The organism is Collinsella aerofaciens, assembly GCF_040915425.1.
Lineage (GTDB): Bacteria > Actinomycetota > Coriobacteriia > Coriobacteriales > Coriobacteriaceae > Collinsella > Collinsella aerofaciens_BW.
In genome coordinates, this window is record NZ_JBCPDN010000054.1 from 1 (window position 1) to 15431 (window position 15431).

Below are 15431 nucleotides of genomic sequence, written 5' to 3' on the forward strand. Positions count from 1 at the left end.
AATCTGTACGACGCCGCCCGGAACGACACGGGGCGGCACAGATCCATAAAGGAGGATCACTGGTATGAGCCAGACCCGTCCCATCGATGAGCATTCCATGCACACCCGTACCTGCGGCGAGCTTCGCTTCGAGAACGTGGGCGAAGAGGTCACCCTCACCGGTTGGGTGAGCCGTCGCCGCGACCACGGCGGCCTTATCTTCTGCGACCTTCGCGACCGCGAGGGCATCACGCAGCTTACCTTCGACCCCGAGCACTCCGACGGCGACGCCTTTAAGATCGCCGAGACCATGCGTCCCGAGTGGCCCATCAAGATTCACGGCGTCGTGCGCGCCCGTGGCGAGGAGACCACCAACACTAAGCTCGCGACCGGCGAGATTGAGGTCCTGACCGACCACGCCGAGGTGCTCAACACGTCCGTCACCCCGCCGTTCCAGATCGAGGACGGCATCGAGACCAGCGAGGACACCCGTCTGCGCTATCGCTATCTGGACCTCCGCCGTCCCGAGATGATGGCCAACCTCAAGCTGCGCTCCGACTTCACCTTTGCCATTCGCGAGGCGCTGCACAACCGCGAGTTCATGGAGGTCGAGACGCCCTCCCTGTTTAAGTCCACGCCCGAGGGCGCCCGCGACTTCATCGTTCCCAGCCGTATCCAGCCGGGTAACTTCTACGCCCTGCCGCAGTCCCCGCAGCTCCTGAAGCAGCTGCTCATGGTCGGTGGCGTCGAGCGCTACTACCAGGTTGCCAAGTGCTTCCGTGACGAGGACTTGCGTGCCGACCGTCAGCCCGAGTTCACCCAGGTCGATATCGAGATGTCCTTCGTGGACCAGAACGACGTTATGAGCGCGCTCGAAGAAGTCCTGTCCGATGCCTTCGGTCGCATGGGTGTCGAGATGCCCACGCCGCTGCGTCGCATGGACTACTGGGAGGCCATGGACACCTATGGCTCCGACAAGCCCGATACCCGCTATGGCATGCACCTGGTCGACCTGACCGACATCTTTGCCAACTCCAAGTTCAAGGTCTTTGCGACCGCCGCAAACGAGGAAGGCTCTGTCGTCAAGGCCATCAGCGCCAAGGGCGCCGGTGCCTGGGCACGTGCCAAGATCGATAAGCTCGCCGGCGTGGCCTCCACGTTTGGCGCCAAGGGCCTGGCCTGGATCGCCTTCCGCGAGGACGGCTCCATCAACAGCCCCATCGTCAAGTTCTTCTCGGACGAGGAGATGGCGGCTCTGCGCGAGCGCATGGACGTCGAGCCTGGCGACCTCGTGATGTTCGCCGCCGGCCCGCGCCTGCTCTCTGACGAGATCCTGGGCGGCATGCGTTCCCACATGGCCAACGCACTCGAGATCAAGCGCGAGGGCCACGACTTCCTGTGGGTCGTCAACTTCCCGCTGTTCCATTGGGACGAGGATCGCAAGGCCTATGCTGCCGAGCACCAGCCCTTTACCCTGCCGACCGAGACCGACATCGCCAAGATCGAGGCCGACCCGTTGGCAGCCGGTTCCTGCACCTACGACTTTGTTATGGACGGCTTTGAGGCCGGCGGCGGCGGTATGCGTATCCACAACGCCGAGATGCAGATGTCCATGCTCAAGCTCCTGGGCTTTACCGAGGAGCGCGCCGAGTCGCAGTTCGGCTTCCTCATGGAGGCGCTCAAGTTTGGTGCGCCCCCGATGGGCGGTTTCGCTTTGGGCCTGGACCGCGTGTGCATGCTGCTCACCGGTTCCGACTCCATCCGCGACGTCATGGCGTTCCCCAAGACGGCCAGCGGCTCCGACCTCATGTCGGGCGCTCCGAGTGCCGTTAGCGGCGCCCAGCTCAAGGACGTCAGCCTGCGCCTGATGTAGGCGAGCGGCTACATATTGCCTGCAACGAGGGAAGGACGCGTGCCTTCCCTCGTTTTTTATGCGTCGAGGTTGTGAGGGCATGGGGTGACCGGACGTCGCGGAAAGCCCGGCCCAGTTTCCTACAGTGAGTCTCTCTGAACGAGCTGCATGTGCATGACAGTGGTGGTGGGCGCGGCGCCGTTGATCATGTCGAGCGCAATGCCTGCGGCCATGCGGCCTTCTTCGCGAAGCGGCTGACGAATGGTCGTCAACGCGGGGACGATGCGAGCTGCGACCTCGTGGTCATCGAAGCCCACGACCGAAACGTCTTTGGGTACGCTAATTCCCGCTTCGTTGAATGCGGCGATAACGCCGGTTGCGATACGGTCCGATCCGCACAGCACGCCGTCGGCATGTATTGCGCGCGCGAGCAGCTGCCGCGTGGCTTGGTAGCCGTCTCCGCTGCTCCATCCGGTATAGATGACATTTTCATCCGGAAGGCTTTCGCCCAAAATTGCACGGTAGCCGCGAAGGCGGTCGACGACGGCGGGGTTATCCTGCGGCCCCAGCACGGCAACGATGTCCTTGCGTCCGCGATCTTTCATAGCGAGCGCCGCAAAGCGTCCGCCCTCTTCGTCGTCGGAGTAGACCGTCGAGAACACGTCGCGATAGGGATGGCCCTCGAGCTGGCCGCATAACACAGTGGGCACGCCCAGCTCGCGCAGCACCTCGAGCAGCTCACTGCCCTTGTAGGGCGAGACGTCGATGACGGCGTCAAACGAGCGGCGCTCAAAATGCTCGCGTGCGCGATTGCGCTCATGCGAGGAAGATGCCTGCAAGATCACGGGCAGGTAAGACGACTCCGAAAGTTCCTCGGTAATACCGCTTAAAAACTCACTGTAGGTGGGATCGCTAAACAGCTCGCTCAAAGGCTCGGTAACCAGTACGGCGATAATTTCCGTGCGCCCGACGGCGAGCGCCCGGCCGCGTGCGTTGGGTACAAAATTGACTTCCTTGGCAGCTGCGCGGACGCGTTTTTTGGTCTCCTCGCTAATGCGGGGCGAATCGTTGAGTGCTCGCGATGCTGTGGAGCGCGATACGCCGGCAGCTTCAGCAACCTCGGCAAGCGTGGGTGCGGTGCGTGCTGGTTGGGTCATGGCGTCTCCTGTGCAATTGGATCGGTGGGCTATCGATAAAGGCTAATGCGGATACAGATTACTATAGCGCGCGTGAACGGCGTTCATGGTATCCGGTGACCGGTGTCGTTTTGCAATCAAACTGCGACTGAGCACGGCATGTATGGGCGAGACATAGGTAGGCGCGACAGTTGCCTGTGAGCTCAAGAACGATGCCCTGTGCTGTGTGCCTAAGCTTAGGGTGACATAAATAGCATGGTTGTACAACCGGTTGCACCGTTAATCCGGCAAAATCGACCGTTCAGCGGACAACCGGTTGCACAGATTTTTGTACCGCCCGTAAGATAAGGACAACCGGTTGCACAAAGAAGCACTACGATGACGAAGGAGCATCACCATGGACGCCATTAACGATTGGGAAAACCAAGCGCTCACCCACAGGAACCGCCTGGCACCCCATGCGTACTTTATGGGTTATGAGACCGCCGATCTCGCCGCTACGTACAGCCGCGAGCTGTCGCACGGATTTGTCCAGCTGTCCGGCTCGTGGCAGTTCCGCCTTTTTGAGGGCCCCGCGGCCGTCTCCAACAAGGCGCTTTGCACGTACGAGCCCGAGTGGGATCACGTGGAGGTTCCGCACCTGTGGCAGGTAGACGGCTATGGCAATCTCGCCTATACCGACGAGGGCTTCCCGTTCCCGGTGGATCAGCCGTTTGTTCCCTCCGACGACCCCACGGGCGTCTACCAGCGCATCGTCAACCTTCCTGCCGTGCCTGCCGGCGCTCGCGAGATTATTCGCTTCGACGGTATCGAGAGCTACGGCGAGCTGTATGTCAACGGCAAGTTTATCGGCATGACCAAGGGTTCGCGCCTGTCCGCCGAGTTTGACGTGACCGACGCGCTCGTCGAGGGCGACAACCTGTTTGCGGTCAAGGTTCTGCAGTACAGCGATGGTAGCTACATCGAGGACCAGGACATGTGGTGGGCATCGGGTATCTTCCGCGATGTGTACCTTATGCAGCGTCCCGCCGCGCATCTGGTCGACTTTAGGTTCCGCACGCACCGCGAGGGCGATGCCGCTCTGATTACGCTCGATACGGTTGCCGAGGGCGCAAGCCGCGTTGTGTATACGCTCAGCGATGGCCAGAATGTGGTCGCTACGGGTGAGTTCGTCGACGGTCATGCCGAGTGCAGCGTTGCCGATGCCCACTTCTGGAACCCCGAGGACCCCTTCCTCTATGACCTGACGTTTGAGGTCTACGACGGCGACGAGGTCAGCGAGTACGTGCCACATCGTCAGGGCCTTGCCGAGGTGACGGTCGAGGGCAATCATATCTACCTCAACGGCACCTACTTTAAGATGCATGGCGTCAACCGCCACGATCACGACGATCACAAGGGCCGCGCCGTGGGCCTCGAGCGCATGCGCCGCGACCTGGAGCTCATGAAGCAGCACAACATCAACGCGGTGCGCACGTCCCACTACGCCAACGACCCGCGCTTCTACGAGCTATGCGACGAGTACGGCATCATGCTGGTCGCCGAGACCGATATGGAGAGCCACGGCTTCGAGAATATCGGCAATATTGCCCTGGTCACCGACGACCCTGCCTGGGAGCCGGCTTACGTTGACCGTGTTGAGCGCCTGGTGATGCAGGAGCGCAACCACGCATGCATCATCATGTGGTCGATGGGCAACGAGAGCGGCTATGGCTGCAACATCCGCGCGATGTACGCCAAAGCTCACGAGCTCGACGGTCGTCCGGTCCACTACGAGGAGGATCGCAACGCCGATACCGTCGACGTCATTTCCACCATGTACTCCCGCGTGTCGCAGATGAACGACTTTGGCGAGCATCCGTTCCCCAAGCCGCGCATCAACTGCGAGTACGGCCACTCCATGGGTAATGGTCCCGGAGGCCTGTCCGAGTACCAGGAGGTCTTCGATCGCTGGGATTGCATCCAAGGTCAGTTTATTTGGGAATGGTGCGACCACGGCCTGGCTGCTGTGACCGAGGACGGCGTTGCCTACGACATGTATGGCGGCGACAACGGCGATTACCCCAACAACAGCAACTTTTGCATCGATGGCATGGTGTTCCCTTGGCAGCAGCCGAGCCCGGGCCTTACCGAGTACGGCCAGGTCATCTGCCCGGTCCGCATGGCTTATGACGCCGAGGCAGGCGAACTGACCGTCACCAACAAGCGTTGGTTTACCACCCTCGATGATGTTTGCCTGTCGGCCGAGACCCTGGTGGACGGCGATGTGGTCTGCCGCAAGACGCTCGTGCCCGGCGCGGTTGCCCCCGGCGAGTCCGTCCAGCTTCCGCTGATGATTCGCGAGGCCGCGGTGGGCGAGACCCTGCTGACCGTGCACGCCTACACCATGGCTGCTCACGCCTGGTGCGAGCCGATGTTCCAGCTGGGTGCAAGCCAGTTTGCCATCGCAAACCATCCGGCGCCGGCCATCGCGCCCCCCACTCGTCCTGAGCTTACGGTCGAGGAGACCGAGCAGGAGATTCGCATTCGCTCCCTCAACGGCGAGCTAACCTTCAGCAAGGTTAACGGTACCGTGAGCGAGTGGAAGGCATCCGGCCGCGACGTCATGACCTCCGGTCCCCAGGTTGGTTTTTGGCATCCGCTCGTCGATAACCACGCCCAGGAGTATGACTCCCTGTGGAAGGACAACTTCATCGATGTGATGCAGACGTCTACCCGCAAGGTTTCTTGGAAGCAGGACGGCAATGCGGTCGTCGTTACCGTGAGCCAGCGTATCGCTCCTCCCGTCCGCGCGTTCGGCATGCGCGTCGAGCTCGTCTACACCGTGCTTCCGAGCGGTCGCGTCGACCTCAAGGTTTCCGGTGAGCCCTACGGCGACTATTCAGACATTATCCCGCGCATCGGCATCTCCTTCGAGGTTCCCGGTTGTGATCGTGCCGTCGAGTGGTATGGCCACGGCCCGGGCGAGAACTATCCGGACTCGCTGCGCGCCAACCCAGTCGGTCATTACCGCACTACGGTCGACGACATGTTCACGCCCTACGTTATGCCTCAGGACTGCGCCAACCGCGAGGGTACCCGCTGGGTTGCCCTGCGCTCTAGCCACGGCGACGGCGTGCTGGTGACTCGTCCAGCCGACGCCGCTTCCAACCCGTTCTCGTTCTCCGCATGGCCCTATAGCTGCGAGGCTATCGATAACGCCAAGCATGTCTACGATCTTGTCCCGGGCGACACGGTTACGGTCAACATCAACGACCGGCTGCTCGGCCTTGGCTCGAACTCTTGGGGTTCCGAGGTGCTCGATTCCTATCGCACCCGTTTTGAGAGCTTCAGCTTTGAGGTGTCCCTGCGACCGCTGACGTCTGCCGATTTGGCTCAGGCGCTGGCACCCATTAAGGAGGCATAAGTCATGCATGTCTTTAACTCGCGTGCCGATTTCGACGCCCAGATGAAGTCCGTCAAGAAGTGGATGCGTACCGGTCAGGCACTCGACGGCGTTTCTGAACTGCAGCACGATGTGGCGTACTCTATCGGCGACTCGCTGGTGTATTGGTGGGTGAACGCCCACGAGGCGGCTACTGCCGATCTGGTCGGTCACCGTCGCTACCATGCCGTGCTCGCCCCGCTCGACGGCAATCTGACCGTTGAGGTGGCTTCCAAGGCCGATCTTACCTGTACGCGCGCCTACAGCGATATCGATGATCGCGAGCGCTTTGAGGGTACGGGGGAGACCGTGACGATTCCCGCCGGCGGCGTTGCCGTCGTCGAAATTGACGAGGCCTACCGTGTCGTGGCCGATGCCGCGGATCCCCGCGTCGTGGTACTGCACGTGACAGTCGAAGGTTATTCCTTCCCCAACAAGTAGTATTCGTCCGCCTGGACGTTTGCTTCGCGCCGTTAAGGGGGATGGCTTTGTTGACTCCCTTTTCCCCATTCCCCTTAGCAGGTGCGCCATCCGTGTTTGCACTTGCAGCTCGGACGGTTTTAGATGACATTTAACAGATGATTGGGAGGGCTTATGAGCTCTGAAAAACGAGGAACGATTGGTTCGTTCGCTCTGCTGGGCATGACGGTCGCCGCCGTGTTCGGTATCAAGAACATCATCAACAACAACGCGGCCATCGGCTTGGCAGCTGCGCCGTCGTTCTTCTTCGCCACGCTTTTGTACTTTGTCCCCTATACCCTGGTTACCGCCGAGTTCGTCGGCCTCAACAAGGACTCCGAGTCTGGCGTGTACGCATGGGTTAAGACCTCGATGGGTGGTCGCTGGGCGTTCCTGACGGCATTTAGCTACTGGTTTGTTAACCTGTTCTTCTTTGCGTCCGTCCTGCCCAACGTCATCATCTACGCGAGCTACGTGTTCTTTGGTGCCAACGCCGAGCTTTCGCAGCTGTGGATCACCATTATCGAGATCGTCGTCTTTGCTATCGCCACGTGGGTTTCGACCAAGGGCGCTAAGTGGATCGGCTCCATTTCCTCCTTCGGTTCGACCGCGGCTCTCGGCCTGACCGCCGTGTTCATCCTGCTGTCCCTGGCTGCTGCCTTTGGCGGCGTTGAGTTCGCTACGGCTCCTACTCCCGCTAACATGGCTCCCGACATGAGCAACTTCGCAACTGCGTGGGGCTTCTTCGGTACGCTTGCCTGGATCATCCAGGGCGTTGGCGGCGCTGAGTCTGTCGGCGTGTTCCTTAACGACCTTAAGGGTGGCGTCAAGGCCTTCGTGCGCACCGTCGTTATCGCCGGCCTGACCATCGGCCTTCTGTATGCAGGCGCTTCGCTGCTGGTTAACCTGTTCATCCCCGAGGGCGGCGTTGCCATCTCCACCGGTATCTTCGACGTATTCGGCGCTGTCTTTGCCCACTTTGGCATTCCCATGGAAGTGTCTACGCGCGCCATCGGCTTGATCCTTCTCGCCGCCACGCTGGGCTCCCTCATGATGTGGACCTCCGCTCCCATCAAGGTGTTCTTCACCGAGATCCCCAAGGGCGTCTTTGGTAGCAAGATCGTCGAGCTCAACGAGCACGGCATTCCTGCCCGCGCTGCCTGGCTGCAGTTCGCCATCGTCGTCCCCATCCTGATCATCCCGGCCCTGGGCTCCGGTAACCTCGACGACCTGCTCATGATCGTCACCAACATGACGGCTGCCACCGCTCTGCTCCCGCCGCTGCTGATCTTGCTTGCCTACTTTATGTTGCGCAAGAACTTCGACGCTGCTCCCCGTGGCTTCCGCATGGGTTCGCGCACCTTTGGCCTGGTCATTGCTGCATTCCTGCTTGTGGTCTTCTGCTTCGTGCTTATCTGCGGCACCATTCCGCTCGATCAGCCTCTGTGGCTGACGCTGGTCTACAACGTCGGCGGCGTGGTTGTCTTCCTGGGCCTTGCCGTGATGTGGTACAACCGCTACATCAACCGCCTGCGCGAAACCGATCCCGAGGCTGCTGAGAACGAGCTTCGCCCCTCCGTCCTCGACATGATGGAGTAGCGGCTAGGATTAATCTACGGCTGTGGAATAAATCGATTCCCTTTCCTAAGGAGGGGCCTTACGAGGCCCCTCCTTTTGTGTTTTGGGACATGGATTTTGGACCCTGTGGGCAAAAATGCCAAATATGAGTACTGTTGCAAAAGAGGTGTCATATTTTTTGGCCTGTTCTGAGCGAAAATGGGCTCAAAATCAATCTATCTAACCCCCCTTAAAGGGCGTTTGACGGCTTTCAACCTCTTCGAATCGCTCAAAGTAGGCAATTTGCTCTCGATTTTGCTGCTACTAAATTGGTGACAGTACTCATATTTGCCACTTTTTGACCACGGGGTATCCGGAGGGGTCCTCGACAAGCATCTAACGCTACAATAACTACCACGTGGCTGGGTTTGCCGGCCGAATGTGCGATGCCGCGGGAGGGGACATGGTCGAGTTTACAAAGACGATTAAAGATCCGTTGGGATTACATGCCCGCCCGGTTGCGCTGCTCTATGACATCATTGCCAAGCATCGTAGCGACGTGTCAGTCAGTATCGGCGATCGCCACACGGATGGCCGCGACGTTATAGGGCTCATGGCACTCTGCGGCGAGTGCGGCGAGGACATCATCTTCCGCGTCTCGGGCGTGGATGAGGCCTCCTGCGTCACGTCGATCAGAAATCTCTCGCTTTAAGCATGACAGGGCGTGGTAAAGGATGGTCCTTTGCCGCGCCCTTTTGTTTCGTATGGGAAACTTTTTCGAAATCTGAATGGGGACCCTTTCCAAAAAGTTAACCACGTGTTAGTTTACTAAAGCGAACATAGGCGTGGTTAACTTTTGCTGCGTCGATGTGAAGGACGAACTGACGTTAGGAGCCACTCATGTCTTGCGGACCGCAGATGCCGGCAATGCCGCTTTCGATGGTAAAAGCGGGCGAAACCGTGCGCGTGTCTCGTGTAAAGGGCAATGAGGATATGAAGCACCACCTCAAGGACCTCGGCTTTGTCGAGGGCAGCGAGATCCACGTGGTGAGCTCGAGTGGCGCCAATATTATCGTCACGGTGCTGGGCGCACGCTTTGGTATCGATTCCAAGGTTGCCATGCACATCATGACCGTCGGTTAGTCGACGGTATTTCTGTACGTACTGAAAGGGGGACAAGTAAATGAAGACGTTGGGTGACGTTAAGGTGGGCGAGAGCTCCACCATCGTCAAGCTTCACGGTGAGGGTGCGCTTCGCCGCCACCTTATGGACCTGGGGCTCATCAAGGGCACTTCGTTCAAGGTCGTGAAGGTTGCACCGCTCGGTGATCCGGTCGAGATCAACGTGCGCGGCTACGAGCTTTCCATCCGCAAGGAGGAGGCCGCCGTCGTCGAGGTTCAGTAAGGACTCGCGCCGCATATTTCTGCAGATAAAGTTAGGTTTTTCTAACTTAATGCAGCATCTTTGAAGCACATTATCCAGCCTGCGCGGAGAAAGCAGCGCGGGCAAACAAGGAAGAAGGATTGAATGGCGGATTCTCAGATCCATGTCGCGCTGGCGGGTAACCCCAACTGCGGCAAGACCACGCTTTTCAACCTGATTACCGGCGCCAACGGCTACGTTGGCAACTGGCCCGGCGTCACGGTTGAGAAAAAGGAAGCCAAGCTCCTAAGCGACAAGAACGTTACCATCACGGACCTCCCTGGCATCTACTCGCTTTCCCCTTACAGCCCCGAGGAGCAATGCTCGCGCGATTACCTCATGAGCGGCGAGCCCGATGTTGTCGTTCAGGTGGTCGATGCCACCAACCTGGAGCGCAACCTGTACCTGGCGCTTCAGGTCATCGAGACCGGCCTGCCTGTGGTCGTTGCCCTCAACATGGCCGATCTGGTCGAGAAGAACGGCGACAAGATCGACACGGACAAGCTCTCCAAGAAGCTCGGTTGTCCGGTCATGATGATCTCGGCTCTTAAGAACAAGGGCATCAAGGAGCTCTTCGAGCAGGTCAAGAAGTCCGCTGCTTCTAAGGGCCAGGTGCCGGAGCATAAGTTCGATTCCTCCATCGAGGACGTTCTGGACCACATCGAAAACAACCTGCCGGCGAGCGTTTCCGCCAACAAGCGTCGCTACTACGCTGTCAAGCTGTTTGAGCGCGACGCGGACGCCTGCAGGCTCATCAACCTCACTAAGGAGAAGGCTGCTCGCGTGGAGCAGCTGGTCGCTCAGTGCGAGCAGGACTGCGATGACGATGCCGAGTCCATCATCACCGGTGAGCGCTACGGCGTGATCGCCCACATCATCGACGAGTGCCTCATCAAGGCTCCGGCCAAGATGAGCACCTCCGAGAAGATCGACCGCGTGGTTACCAACCGTATCCTGGGCCTGCCGATCTTTGTGGTCATCATGTTCTGCGTGTACTACATCGCCGTCTCCACTCTGGGCGGCACGGTGACCGACTTCACCAACGACCAGCTCTTCGGTACCGACGGTTGGTACGTGCTCGGTCAGGGCCGCGACGCCTACGACGCGGCCGTCGAGGCTGCGGGCGACAATGCCGACTCGGTCGACCCGGCGCAGTACGGCCCCTATGTCCCGGGTATTACCACCATGGTCCACGACGCACTTGTGGCGGGTGGCACCGAGGACGGTGGCCTGGTCGATTCGCTGGTCTGCGACGGCATCGTCGGCGGCCTGGGCGCCATCTTCGGCTTTGTGCCGCAGATGTTCCTGCTGTTCGTCATGCTGTCCTTCCTGGAGGACTGCGGCTACATGGCCCGCGTCGCCTTCATCATGGACCGCGTGTTCCGCCGCTTTGGCCTGTCCGGTAAGTCCTTCATCCCCATGCTCGTGTCCTCGGGCTGCGGCGTCCCCGGCGTCATGGCTACCAAGACCATCGAGAACGAGAAGGACCGCCGCATGACGGTCATGACCACCACGTTCATTCCCTGTGGCGCTAAGCTGCCGATCATCGCCCTGCTCATGGGTTCCATCATCGGCGATTCTTCCACCACCGCCGCGTGGATCAGCCCGCTCTTCTACTTCCTGGGCGTCTTTGCCGTCATTGCTTCGGGCCTCATGCTCAAGAAGACCAAGCTCTTCGCCGGCCGCCCGACGCCGTTCGTTATGGAGCTTCCTGCCTACCACTTCCCGGCGATCCGCTCTTGGGCGCTGCACGTGTGGGAGCGCTGCTGGGCCTTTATCAAGAAGGCCGGCACGATCATCTTCGCCTCTACCGTCGTGGTGTGGTTCCTCTCCAACTTTGGTAGCTACAACGGCTCCTTTGGCTTCCTGCCTGCGATGGACGGCATCCCCGAGGAGTTCATGGACTACTCCGTGCTCGCCATGCTGGGCAACCTGGTCGCTTGGATTTTCGCCCCGCTCGGCTTTAGCACCTGGCAGGCAACCGCGCTGACTGTCTCTGGCCTCGTCGCCAAGGAGAACGTTGTCGCCACCGCCGGCTCGCTGCTGTCCGTCGCCGACGCGGGCGAGACCGACCCGAGCCTGTGGACCGCGTTTGCCGGCATGTTCCCCACCATGGGCGCCTGCGTTGCCTTCGGCGCGTTCAACCTGCTGTGCGCTCCGTGCTTTGCCGCTATGGGTACCATCCGCAACCAGATGAATTCCGGCAAGTGGACCGCGATTGCCCTCGGCTACGAGTGCGCCTTCGCTTGGGTGATCGGCCTGTTCATCAACCAGTTCTATAACCTGCTTGTCCTTGGGCAGTTTGGCTTCTGGACGGTTGTGGCTATCGTGCTGCTGGTCGCGATGCTCTTCCAGATTTTCCGTCCTATGCCCAAGCACGCTTGGACCGACGAGGACGAGACCAACACTGCTTCCGCTGCAGTTTCCGCCTAAGTCCGAATAAGGATCAACCCCTTTCCACGAGCCCGGGTGTCTTAGTGACACTCGGGCTTTTTGACGCAATGGGGGGACAGATTGCTTTGCTCCAGAAGTAAGATGTGGCGTTTCCGCAGATAAAACCGACCAAAATAAACCTGTCCCTATTTGGTAGGTGGAGAATGGGGTAAAGTAAGTGATGGTTAACTAGAGGAGGCTTGCTATGGCACCTATCGATGTTGTTGTACTGGCTGTTATCGGTATTGCGTTTGTCGCCGTGTGCGTGCGCATCTACCGCAAGGGCACCTGCGCCGACTGCGCTCAGGGTGGCGTTTGCACCGGGCATTGCTCCAACAAAAAGACGTGCGCCGCACTTAAGGGCGTGGACAAAATCGCCGAAGACTTGGGCCGCGGTATCAAATAAGGTCCGGACATCCAAGCGCTCCGCGGGCATCCGTTCGCGGGGCGCTTTGTGCATTTGAGGGAGAGCACGGCGAGTCGAAGAGTATTTTTGGGGTATCGTTAACTGGACTATTAATTGGCAACTTATCTATAACGGAGTAACCGCATGAGCGCTCGCGTAACCATGAAGGACATAGCCGCCGAGCTTGGCGTTTCCATCAATACCGTGCACAAGGCTCTGACGGGAAAGGCCGGCGTGAGCGAATCCGTGCGCGCCAAGGTGAACGCTAAGGCCGAGGCCATGGGCTATCACCGCAACACAAGTGCCTCAAGCCTGCGCCGCAAGGATATCAATCTGGTGTTTTGCCTGCCCCGCGCATCGCGCGAGGGAGCGTACTTTTTCCGTTACCTGTGGGAAGGCTGCAATCGCTTTGAACAGGAGGTCATCGACCGGGGCATTACGGTTGAGCGCGTTGAATTTGGCGTGGGCGGCTACGCTGATGCACTCGAGCAAATCGACGAGCGTCTGCAGGTGGGCGAGAAGATTGATGGCTTGCTCGCCTATGCGCCGGGCGACGATCGTGCGACTGAGCTTTTGGGGCAGATCGCCGAGGCGGGCGTGACGATTGAGCTTGTCGACGGCGACCGTCCGCATTTGAATCGTTTGGGTGCGAGCTTGGCCGATTATTCGACGGCAGGCAGCCTTATGGCCGAGCAGGCGGCAAACCTGGTCCATGCTTCTGGGGCCGACGCCCGCGTGCTCCTTTTGACAGGCGACCCATATACCGATTCGCACTATCTAACCGCCCGCGCCTTCCACAATTACCTGCGCGAACGTGATATTCCATGGCAGGTTGAGGATCTTGCAGGTGCCCATGCGCAAGTCAAACAACTCGAGCATGAGCTCGAAAAGCGCTTGAGTGCGCCGGACGCCCCCGAACTTATCTGTAGCGTTTTTGCCGTTGGTTCCGAAGTGGTTGCCGACGCGCTCGTCTCGACCGGCAAGGCCGGTCAGGTCATGGTGATCGGCAACGACCTGTTTCCCGAAAGTGCTCTGGCCTTGCGCCGCGGTATCTTTACCAATATTGTCTATAAGGACCCGACGAGCCTGGCATATCGCGGCGCTAAGACGCTGGGCGATTATCTGCTGTGGGGAAGGACCCCGACGGTGCCCGTCCAGAAGGGTGCCGTCGAGATGGTATTTGCCAGCAATGTCGACCGCTACTGCGAACTTGCGGGTATTTAGCCGATTGAGCAGGTACCCCCTCTTGCGACGTGCATTTTTGGGAGTATTCAGCATTGGCATGCCCTGAATGAGGTGCAGAACGACTGTTTTAAGTGCCCCCGATGGCGTAATTTGCCATCGGGGGCACTTTTTATGCCGATCGGGCGCTATCTGCGTTCCAAATAGGACGCTGAGGATGGCGCACGGCGCGCTCCAATGCTGAATACTCCCAAAAATGTACGTCGGGACATGACCCACCTGAGCAAAAGCGCTCAAGTTCGGTGTTCGGGGACGCCAACCGGTCCGCAATGCATGCAAGTCACAGCTCCGGCAACCGTTGAACGGGCAAAACCTACCGTTCACCCCATGGTTGTTAGGTGAACGTTCACCTTTTGAGTCGTAATGGATTAGTATGGTGAACGTTCACCTAGAGGATGACGAGCGTATTGTGCGCCCGCTCCGCAAACAAAGGGGTTGTTTGATGAAAAACTTCATGGACGATCAGGATTTCCTGCTGAGCACCAAGACCGGCGAGGAGCTGTTCCACAACTTTGCCGAGGGCATGCCCATCGTCGACTATCACTGCCACATTTCTCCTAAGGAGATTTGGGAGGACAAGCGTTTCGAGAACATCACCGAGGTTTGGCTGGGCGGCGACCACTACAAGTGGCGCCTGATGCGTGCCAACGGCGTCGACGAGCGTTTTATCACTGGCGACGCCCCTGCTCGCGAGAAGTTCCAAAAGTGGGCCGAGACCCTGGGTCGCTGCGTTGGCAACCCCGTCTTTGAGTGGAGCCACCTGGAGCTTAAGCGCTACTTTGGCTACGAGGGCGTCCTCAACGGCAAGACTGCCCAGGAGGTCTGGGACCTTGCCAACGCCAAGCTCGCTGAGGCTAGCTTTACCTGCCGTAACCTGATCAAGCAGTCCAACGTCCGCATGATCTGCACTACCGACGACCCCGCCGACAGCTTTGAGTGGCACAAGAAGATTGCCGCCGACGACAGCTTTGACGTTCAGGTCGTTCCCGCCATGCGCCCCGATGCCGCTTTGCGCATCGAGCGCGGCCAGGAGTTTGCCGACTACTGCAAGCACCTTTCCGAGGTTGCCGGCGTTGAGGTCAGCGACTTTGAGGGCATGAAGGCTGCCATTTCCAAGCGCTACGACGTTGCTCACGAGCTGGGCTGCCGCGCCTCCGACCACGCACTCGACTACGTTATGTACGTCCCGGCTACCGCCGACGAGATCGAGGCTATCTTTGCCAAGGGTCTGGCTGCCGAGCCGCTTACCGAGGAAGAGGTCCTCAAGTACAAGACTGCCTTTATGCAGTTCGTTGCCGGCGAGTATGTCCGTCTGGGCTGGGCCATGCAGCTGCACTTTGGCTGCAAGCGCGACAACAACCGCGCCATGTTCGCCAAGCTCGGTCCCGACACCGGCTACGACTGCATCTCCAACTACACGCCGTCCGACCAGCTCGCCGATTTCCTCAACTCCATCCAGGAGACCTGCGGCCTGCCCAAGACCATCCTGTACAGCCTGAACCCCATCGATAACACCATGA

12 protein-coding genes are annotated in these 15431 nt (G+C 59.5%); 11 read left to right on the forward strand and 1 reads right to left on the reverse strand.

Annotation, left to right across the window (positions count from 1 at the left end; all coding sequences use genetic code 11):
* The first annotated feature begins 64 nt into the window (after positions 1–64).
* Positions 65–1852: an aspartate--tRNA ligase gene (gene aspS / locus AB5164_RS07815; protein WP_368142401.1), complete on the forward strand. Its 1788-nt coding sequence runs from the start codon at positions 65–67 to the stop codon at positions 1850–1852.
* 119 nt (positions 1853–1971) lie between these two features.
* Here the strand turns inward: aspS and AB5164_RS07820 are convergent, their stop codons facing one another.
* The gene (locus tag AB5164_RS07820; RefSeq protein WP_368142400.1) at positions 1972–2988 is read right to left on the reverse strand and encodes a LacI family DNA-binding transcriptional regulator; all 1017 of its coding nucleotides are present in this window, start codon (positions 2986–2988) and stop codon (positions 1972–1974) included.
* A gap of 376 nt (positions 2989–3364) precedes the next feature.
* Between AB5164_RS07820 and AB5164_RS07825 the strand changes: the two genes are divergently transcribed.
* From AB5164_RS07825 to uxaC, 10 genes are all read left to right on the forward strand, one after another.
* Positions 3365–6373, forward strand: coding sequence for a glycoside hydrolase family 2 TIM barrel-domain containing protein (locus AB5164_RS07825; protein ID WP_368142399.1), 3009 nt, complete (start codon positions 3365–3367; stop codon positions 6371–6373).
* Between the two features lie 3 nt (positions 6374–6376).
* Entirely contained in the window at positions 6377–6832 is a 456-nt protein-coding gene (locus tag AB5164_RS07830) for a NanQ anomerase/TabA/YiaL family protein (RefSeq protein WP_138339703.1), read from the forward strand.
* Between the two features lie 153 nt (positions 6833–6985).
* The gene (locus tag AB5164_RS07835) at positions 6986–8449 is read left to right on the forward strand and encodes an amino acid permease (protein WP_196031474.1); all 1464 of its coding nucleotides are present in this window, start codon (positions 6986–6988) and stop codon (positions 8447–8449) included.
* Between the two features lie 421 nt (positions 8450–8870).
* A complete protein-coding gene (locus tag AB5164_RS07840) occupies positions 8871–9119 on the forward strand; it encodes an HPr family phosphocarrier protein (RefSeq protein ID WP_368142398.1) in 249 nt (82 codons plus the stop codon).
* Between the two features lie 188 nt (positions 9120–9307).
* Complete coding sequence (locus AB5164_RS07845) at positions 9308–9550, forward strand: FeoA family protein (RefSeq protein WP_040358815.1); 243 nt, start codon at positions 9308–9310, stop codon at positions 9548–9550.
* Positions 9551–9590: 40 nt separating this feature from the next.
* Positions 9591–9812 carry a FeoA family protein gene (locus AB5164_RS07850; RefSeq protein WP_006234774.1) on the forward strand — a complete coding sequence of 74 codons (222 nt, stop codon included), beginning with the start codon at positions 9591–9593 and terminating at the stop codon, positions 9810–9812.
* A gap of 123 nt (positions 9813–9935) precedes the next feature.
* Entirely contained in the window at positions 9936–12263 is a 2328-nt protein-coding gene (feoB, locus tag AB5164_RS07855; protein ID WP_368142397.1) for a ferrous iron transporter B, read from the forward strand.
* 205 nt (positions 12264–12468) lie between these two features.
* The gene (locus AB5164_RS07860) at positions 12469–12669 is read left to right on the forward strand and encodes a hypothetical protein (RefSeq protein WP_195520953.1); all 201 of its coding nucleotides are present in this window, start codon (positions 12469–12471) and stop codon (positions 12667–12669) included.
* A 144-nt stretch (positions 12670–12813) separates the two neighbouring features.
* Complete coding sequence (locus AB5164_RS07865) at positions 12814–13893, forward strand: substrate-binding domain-containing protein (RefSeq protein WP_055309672.1); 1080 nt, start codon at positions 12814–12816, stop codon at positions 13891–13893.
* Positions 13894–14353: 460 nt separating this feature from the next.
* The coding region (gene uxaC / locus AB5164_RS07870; RefSeq protein WP_368147952.1) for a glucuronate isomerase at positions 14354–15431 on the forward strand (1078 nt) is incomplete at its 3' end.

Bases quoted from the DNA above. Each gene is read 5' to 3' on its own strand.
- aspS (WP_368142401.1), top strand. From the start codon at position 65: ATGAGCCAGACCCGTCCCATCGATGAGCATTCCATGCACACCCGTACC.
- AB5164_RS07820 (WP_368142400.1), bottom strand. From the start codon at position 2,988: ATGACCCAACCAGCACGCACCGCACCCACGCTTGCCGAGGTTGCTGAA.
- AB5164_RS07825 (WP_368142399.1), top strand. From the start codon at position 3,365: ATGGACGCCATTAACGATTGGGAAAACCAAGCGCTCACCCACAGGAAC.
- AB5164_RS07830 (WP_138339703.1), top strand. From the start codon at position 6,377: ATGCATGTCTTTAACTCGCGTGCCGATTTCGACGCCCAGATGAAGTCC.
- AB5164_RS07835 (WP_196031474.1), top strand. From the start codon at position 6,986: ATGAGCTCTGAAAAACGAGGAACGATTGGTTCGTTCGCTCTGCTGGGC.
- AB5164_RS07840 (WP_368142398.1), top strand. From the start codon at position 8,871: ATGGTCGAGTTTACAAAGACGATTAAAGATCCGTTGGGATTACATGCC.
- AB5164_RS07845 (WP_040358815.1), top strand. From the start codon at position 9,308: ATGTCTTGCGGACCGCAGATGCCGGCAATGCCGCTTTCGATGGTAAAA.
- AB5164_RS07850 (WP_006234774.1), top strand. From the start codon at position 9,591: ATGAAGACGTTGGGTGACGTTAAGGTGGGCGAGAGCTCCACCATCGTC.
- feoB (WP_368142397.1), top strand. From the start codon at position 9,936: ATGGCGGATTCTCAGATCCATGTCGCGCTGGCGGGTAACCCCAACTGC.
- AB5164_RS07860 (WP_195520953.1), top strand. From the start codon at position 12,469: ATGGCACCTATCGATGTTGTTGTACTGGCTGTTATCGGTATTGCGTTT.
- AB5164_RS07865 (WP_055309672.1), top strand. From the start codon at position 12,814: ATGAGCGCTCGCGTAACCATGAAGGACATAGCCGCCGAGCTTGGCGTT.